The organism is Chitinophaga sp. CCNWYY40, from assembly GCF_037483205.1.
Lineage (GTDB): Bacteria > Bacteroidota > Bacteroidia > Chitinophagales > Chitinophagaceae > Chitinophaga > Chitinophaga ginsengisegetis.
In genome coordinates this window covers 1,204,309-1,211,174 of record NZ_JBBHLF010000002.1, presented here as the reverse complement: position 1 = coordinate 1,211,174, position 6,866 = coordinate 1,204,309, and the positions used below count along the sequence as shown (strand labels likewise).

Sequence of the window (6,866 nt, the reverse complement as noted above, 5' to 3'; positions counted from 1 at the left end):
AAGATCCGTGGTTACCGTATAGAGTTGGGAGAAGTGGAACATGCCATCAGTCACTTACCGGGTATTGGCGCCGCAGTGGTAACTGCCCCCAAACAAGCCGGCGGACAACGGACATTAGCCGCTTATTTTACCAGTGAAAACCCGCTGCAGGTGTCGCAGATACGGCAACAACTGTTGTTGAAATTGCCGGAGTACATGGTGCCGGCTTATTTTATCCGGCTGGAATATTTTCCATTAACATCCAGTGGCAAAGTAGACCGTAAAGCCTTGCCTGCACCGGACGGCGCAATAACAGAGAAAGTGCCTTATGTAGCCCCCCGTAATGAGGTAGAAGCTTGTCTCGCTGCAGCCTACGCCTATGTACTGAATAAAACCACGGTTTCTGTAAAAGAACATTTCTTTGACGCAGGCGGGGATTCTATCAAAGTGATTACACTGATCAACTATCTGCATCAGCAGCAATATGACCTGAAAGTATCCGATGTATTGAAGTTCCCGGTATTGGAAGATGTAGCTGCCCGGATAAATATTACAGGTGAAATGCCACATGTAGTAAAAACAAACCTGCTTCCGGAATATGAGGCACCTGCTATCATTTCATTATCACCTAACCAGCGGTTTTATTGCCATGGCAGCGGATACACCAACGCACATGCGGAATTGAATGTGTATCTGCCGGATTTTGATAAGGACCGGTTCCTGCGCGCATATCACCAGTTAACAGCTGCTTACGACATACTGCGGCTGAGGTTTATTTTCAATGACAACACTTTCTTACAAGAAGTATTGCCGTTGGAAGAAACGAAAAATACCCTCACGTTTATAGCAGCCGGTGTACAAAGGGCGGATGTAAAACCAGTACATCCTGATCAGCCTCCCTTTCACCTGGAAACAGGGGAAATCATGAGATGGCGGGTTGTACACGGAGGGGAAGGAGGGGCCTGGGTAAATGTAGCTATTCACCATATTGTAACGGATAATGCTTCCAACACCAGGCTGATAGAAGCTTTCATGGAAATGTATAAAGGGGGTACTGCAGCTCCCGTTAAGGCGGCGCATTACTTTAACTTTATTGGCATCCAGCAGCAATACCTGGAGTCTGCAGCAGGAAAAGCACAACGGGAGTACTGGCAGCAACGGCTGGAACCAACCACTGAAAAAAGAAATGATCTTCCGCTGCAACTGATACATCATACGCAATGGATCCACGGAAACAGGTTCACAACGATGCAGGCATTCTGCAGGCAACACCATCTGCTGCCTTCTGCCCTGGTGCTAAGCGCACTTTACCGGTTCCTCCGGCAAAGCAATGAAGAGAAGAACCGTTATACAATTGGTGTAGTGGTTAACGGGGCAGACCTGTACATGCCAGGATTTGAGATGTCAAATGCGATCGGGCAGTTTATGAATATGCTGCCCCTGCAGGTTGCACTGGAAAATGAGCACGATCCCTCACTTCCTTTTCTTGTACAGGAACGATACCTGGAAGGCCGCCTGAATCAGCAGGTACCCTTCCGGCTCATAGAAGAGGACTTCAGGGAAAGATGTGGCAGTGAGCTACTGTTGGATGGCTACCTGAGCTATATCGACAGAACAAAGGAAACCTACACGAAGGATTTTGAAGAGCTGGCGATAGAAATGCCTGCTGGAAACGAGGGCATTGATACAGATCTATGGTGTTTATGTGAAGAGTACCATAATAGTATCGTACTTAAATGGTACTGGAAATGCTATGATGCCGGCAGCCGCGAAGATAACAGCAGGCTGGAATCAATAAGAAAAATGAACAGACTGCTGGATTTGTTATATACTCATACGCATAACGGAATAATCATGCCGGAACCATTAATAGATTCCCCCACGAACGCCGAATAACGAATATGACTATGGAAAGACGCCAGGTATTTTTATTGCATTACGCCGGAGGTAATATTTACTCTTTCAGGTTTATGGAACCTTTTCTGAAGAATGTATCCTATATCCCGCTGGAACTGCCAGGCCGGGGAAAAAGGATCAGGGAACCACTGTTGAATAATTTTAATGAAGCCACTCTTGATATCTGCCAACAGATCATTAAGCAACTGTCTGCGGAAAAATTTTTCATCTATGGACATAGTATGGGAACGCTGATAGGATTAAAGGTGGTTGCCATGCTGGAACAAATCTCTCTGTTTCCGGAATGCCTCATCGTAACCGGTTGTCCCGGACCAGGAACGGGAATCACAAAAAGGAGATACCTCATGGGAAAAGAAGAGTTTATGGCGGAACTGGACAAACTCGGAGGTATGCCAGCGGAGCTATATACTAATATGGAGTTGTTCGATTTTTATGAACCCATACTGAGGGCCGATTTTGAATTGGCGGAAACCGGCAGTCTCAGTGCCTTTTCCCCGGTGAAAACGCCTATCCATGCCATCATGGGTAATGATGAAGAACACGTGACGCAGATTAATAACTGGAAGAATTTCACCCTGTCCAGCTTTAACAGTGAGATATGGGAAGGAGATCACTTTTTCATTCATAAGAACGCCGCTAGGATAGCTGGAAAAATTAAGGACTTTTATTATTTGTAAAATTTATCAATACCAGATTATGAACATCATTAAGGATAATTTCCGCAAATATATACTCTATATTCTGCTGAGTATAGTAACAGCGGCCGGCAATATGGGTATTGTTTATCTGATTAATAATATTATCAATAGCTTTATTTCGGAGAAACCAGTGGAAACATATACCTACATTGGTTATTTCTCGGTATCCCTGCTGGTATTTTTTATAACAAGATGGATCGTTGCCTATAATATTATCGGCTTTACACAGAAGATCCTGCGGAAAGTAAGGATGGATATCCTGCAAATGGTTCTCAGGTCGCCTTATCCTTCTATGATGAAAAATAAAGAGCGCGTATACACCGCTATGACCCGGGATTCCACGAACATCGTACAGGCGTCTATCAATGTGGTGGACATCGTTACCAATACGATCATTGTGGTGATCTGTTTTGTGTATATGAGCTTCCTCTCCTGGAGATTGTTGCTGGCTATGATCGGGCTACTTCTTTTTACCGTTTTTTTATATACTTATAGTGAGAAAAAACGGCATGCCTTGTTTAATAAGGCAATGGTACATGATGAAAGGTTTATCAAATACCTGGGAGAGATACTGGCAGGATTTAAGGAAATTGTAATAGACCGGAAAAAAGGGGCGGATATCAGCGACAAGCGGATCATTCATTCAATAGATGCCGCCGTATCGCTTAACCAGAAAGCGCTGGTATCCCATTTGAATAACCGCGTGATCGGGCAGATGGCGTTTTATGTTTTTATTGGCAGCATCCTGTTGTTCCTGGGAACAGCATTGTCGATTGAAAAGAAGGTGCTGGTAAATTTTATTTTCCTGGTATTGTATGTTTTTGGCCCTATTGAAACAATTGTGTTGCTGATCCCTGGCCTTTCCCAGGCGAGAACGTCACTGAAAAGACTTTCCATGCTGAAGGAGGATTTGCTGGCAGGTCATATGGAAGACGTGGAAATAACGGGCAGTGCAGATTTCCGGGAATTATCTGCCAGGCATCTTTACTATAAATATGAAACAACAGAAAGCGAAAACTCCTTTAGTGTTGGCCCGCTTAATTTTGAACTGAAGAAAGGAGATGTGATTTTCATTTTTGGCGGTAACGGTAGTGGAAAAACTACTTTCATTAATCTACTGATAGGTTTGTTCCCGTTCCATGAGGGAGATATGTACTTAAATGATGAAAAGGTGGAAAGTACACAGTCGTACGTTTATCGCTCATTGTTTGCCCCGGTATTCAGCGATTTTCACCTGTTCGATGAATGTTATGGCAGGGAGAACATGGATCAGCAGAAAGCAAAGCAGTACCTGGAACTTTTTGAACTGGAAGATAAAGTGTCTATACTGGAAAATGGCTTTACTACCATTGACCTCTCTACCGGGCAGCGGAAAAGACTGGCTTTAATCTGTGCTATGCTGGAGAAAAAACCGATACTTGTACTGGATGAGTTTGCGGCAGATCAGGACCCTTATTTCCGCCGGAAGTTTTACCTGGAAATACTGCCGTTCCTGAGAGCAGAAGGATTCACCGTTATTGCCATTACGCATGATGATCACTACTATGCTTATTGTGACGCCATCTACAAAATGGATATCGGTAAGCTGTCTTTTTTAAGGGTGAATGACCTTAGTCAGAATGTACTGCATGTTAGCCCGGCATCAACCATCTGATCCGCCTGTGTATCAAAACCGTACATCTGGTGTATCAAAACCGGACACTTTACCCGGATGGCGCGGTACATAACGGACGTGGCCGGATAGGTAAAAAAAGCTGAAATTCTTACCAGATATAGACAGAATGTAATTATATTAAATATTAATAATTAATGGTATAATTTTTGGCCGGCTTGGCGGAGCCCACAAACATCCATATATGTTCAAGAATTACTTCAAAATAGCCCTCAGGAATTTCTGGAATAACAAGACTTTTAGTTTTCTCAATATAGCCGGACTGGCCATCGGTATTGCCTGCGCTTCACTGATATTTTTATGGATAGAAGATGAACTGACATTCAATCATATTTTTGAGAAGCGGAATAATCTGTATGAGGTAATGGAAAACCAAACCTATGACGGGGAGGTACATACCTTCGACAATACGCCGAGTTCACTTGCGAAAGCCATACAGGAAGAAGTACCTGGTATTAAACATACTTCCCGTTTCAGCTGGAATACGGATATGCTGTTTAGTTATGGTGAGAAGAACATATATATGCAGGGCAAATATGCCGATTCCACGGTGTTTGGTATGCTGGGACTGAAGTTCATAGAAGGTAATGCTGCGGACGCTTTTTCTGAAGTAAATGCCGTGGTGCTCAGCAGAACAGCAGCAGAGAAAATTTTCCCGCCCGGACATGCGTTGGGCAATATATTGAAGGTCAATAATGAACAAAATTTTAAGGTAACCGGGGTATATGAAGATCTGCCGGAAAACGCTACCTACCAGTTCAAATGGCTGGCCCCGTATAAATTATTTGAATCCAAAAATGCCTGGTTGCGGAACTGGGGCAATAATTCTATCCAAACACTGGTAGAACTGGAGCCTTCTGTTGATGTGGCTACGGTTAATAATAAACTGCACAATTTTATCGCTACTAAAAAAACAGGAAGCGAAACAGTTTGTTTCCTGTTTTCGATGAACGACTGGAACCTGCATAATAAGTTCACCAATGGTCAGCAGGATGGTGGACGCATCGCCTATGTAAGGCTGTTTTCCCTTATTGCATGGGTAGTGCTGATCATTGCCTGTATCAACTTCATGAACCTGGCCACTGCGCGTTCTGAAAGACGGGCCCGGGAAATTGGTGTCCGGAAAGCCCTGGGCGCCACTAAAGGTAGTTTGATCGTGCAGTTTTTATACGATTCATTACTGATGTCCTTTATTGCTGTACTACTGGCTACATTGTTGATTTACCTGACAATTCCCCTGTTCAATGGCCTGGTCGGGAAAAAACTGGCCGTCAGCCTTTTTAAACCATTGCATCTCGTCTGGTTGTTGTCTATAGCACTGGTCACCGGCCTGGTAGCAGGCAGTTATCCCGCATTCTATTTATCTGGCTTTAACCCGATATCGGTGTTGAAAGGGACCAGGGTAAAAGATGGCAGTGCAGCTATCTTTGTACGCAAAGGACTGGTTATTGCTCAATTCACCACATCCATCGTACTTATCATCAGTACGTTGATCATTTATCAGCAGATACGTCACGTAAAGCAAAGGGAACTGGGATATAAGAAAGATAACCTGATCTATCTTAATCTCAAAGGACAGCTAAAAGATCATTTCACTACAGTAAAAGATAAATTGAAGGAAACCGGGATGGTTGAAAATGCAGCACTGAGCCTCAATAATGTGCTGTACCTGAGTACCAACTCCGGCGGTTTCGCCTGGCAGGGTAAAGATCCCCAGAAAGAAATCCTTATCACGCAGGAATCAGTAAGCCCGGAGTACCTGTCTACCATGCACATGAAACTAAGCAGCGGAAGGGACTTTGCTTCGGATGCCAATGTCGACAGCAGCAATGTAATCATCAATGAAAGCATGGCGAAAGAAATGGGTGAAAATGGAAAAGTGGGCAATTTTATCAGTGATGCTGATGATAAACGTTACGAAATAGTAGGCGTGGTGAAAGACTTCCTCTACAATAATATGTATGAATCCGGTCAACCGCTTATCCTGTTCTGTAACCCGCAATCTACCCATATCATCACGATTCGCATTGCGCAGAATGTGAGCCTTAACCGGGCATTGTCAAAAATTGAAGAAGTGGTACTGAATAATAATCCAGGCTATCCTTTTGAATATAAATTTATTGACGACCAGTTTGATCTGCTTTTTAAAACGGAAACCCTCATTGGTAAACTGGCGGGGATATTCGCTATACTGGCTATTTTAATCTCCTGCCTCGGGTTATTTGGTCTCGTGGCATATACTGCAGAACGGAGAACCAAAGAATTAAGTATCCGTAAAGTGCTTGGAGCTACTACCTCCGGCCTGGTAGGACTGCTTGTGAAAGACTTCGTACAACTGGTGGCATTTTCCTGTATCATCGCCTTCCCCGTTGCCTGGTTTGTAATGTACAGGTGGCTGGAAGATTACCAATACCGGACAAAGATTCACTGGTGGATATTCGTAGGCACTGGTACAATGGTGCTTGGCCTGGCTCTGATTACTGCCAGCTTTCAGGCTATTAAGGCCGCCATGTCCGATCCTATCAAAACATTAAAAGCCGAATAAACTTATTACAATATCAATTTTGTTCCCGGCGCCGTGTATTGTACACGGCGCCATT

Annotated in this window: 4 protein-coding genes; all 4 read left to right on the top strand. The window is 43.9% G+C overall.

The annotated features are described in order from the left end of the window. On the top strand, positions 1-1,875 hold a 1,875-nt coding region (locus V7S65_RS10635), incomplete at its 5' end, for a condensation domain-containing protein (protein ID WP_336388274.1). 11 nt (positions 1,876-1,886) lie between these two features. Continuing rightward, the gene (locus tag V7S65_RS10630; RefSeq protein WP_336388275.1) at positions 1,887-2,573 is read left to right on the top strand and encodes a thioesterase II family protein; all 687 of its coding nucleotides are present in this window, start codon (positions 1,887-1,889) and stop codon (positions 2,571-2,573) included. Between the two features lie 19 nt (positions 2,574-2,592). Continuing rightward, the gene (locus V7S65_RS10625) at positions 2,593-4,248 is read left to right on the top strand and encodes a cyclic peptide export ABC transporter (RefSeq protein ID WP_336388276.1); all 1,656 of its coding nucleotides are present in this window, start codon (positions 2,593-2,595) and stop codon (positions 4,246-4,248) included. Positions 4,249-4,450: 202 nt separating this feature from the next. Next, positions 4,451-6,811, top strand: coding sequence for an ABC transporter permease (locus V7S65_RS10620; protein ID WP_336388277.1), 2,361 nt, complete (start codon positions 4,451-4,453; stop codon positions 6,809-6,811). Positions 6,812-6,866 lie beyond the last annotated feature (55 nt).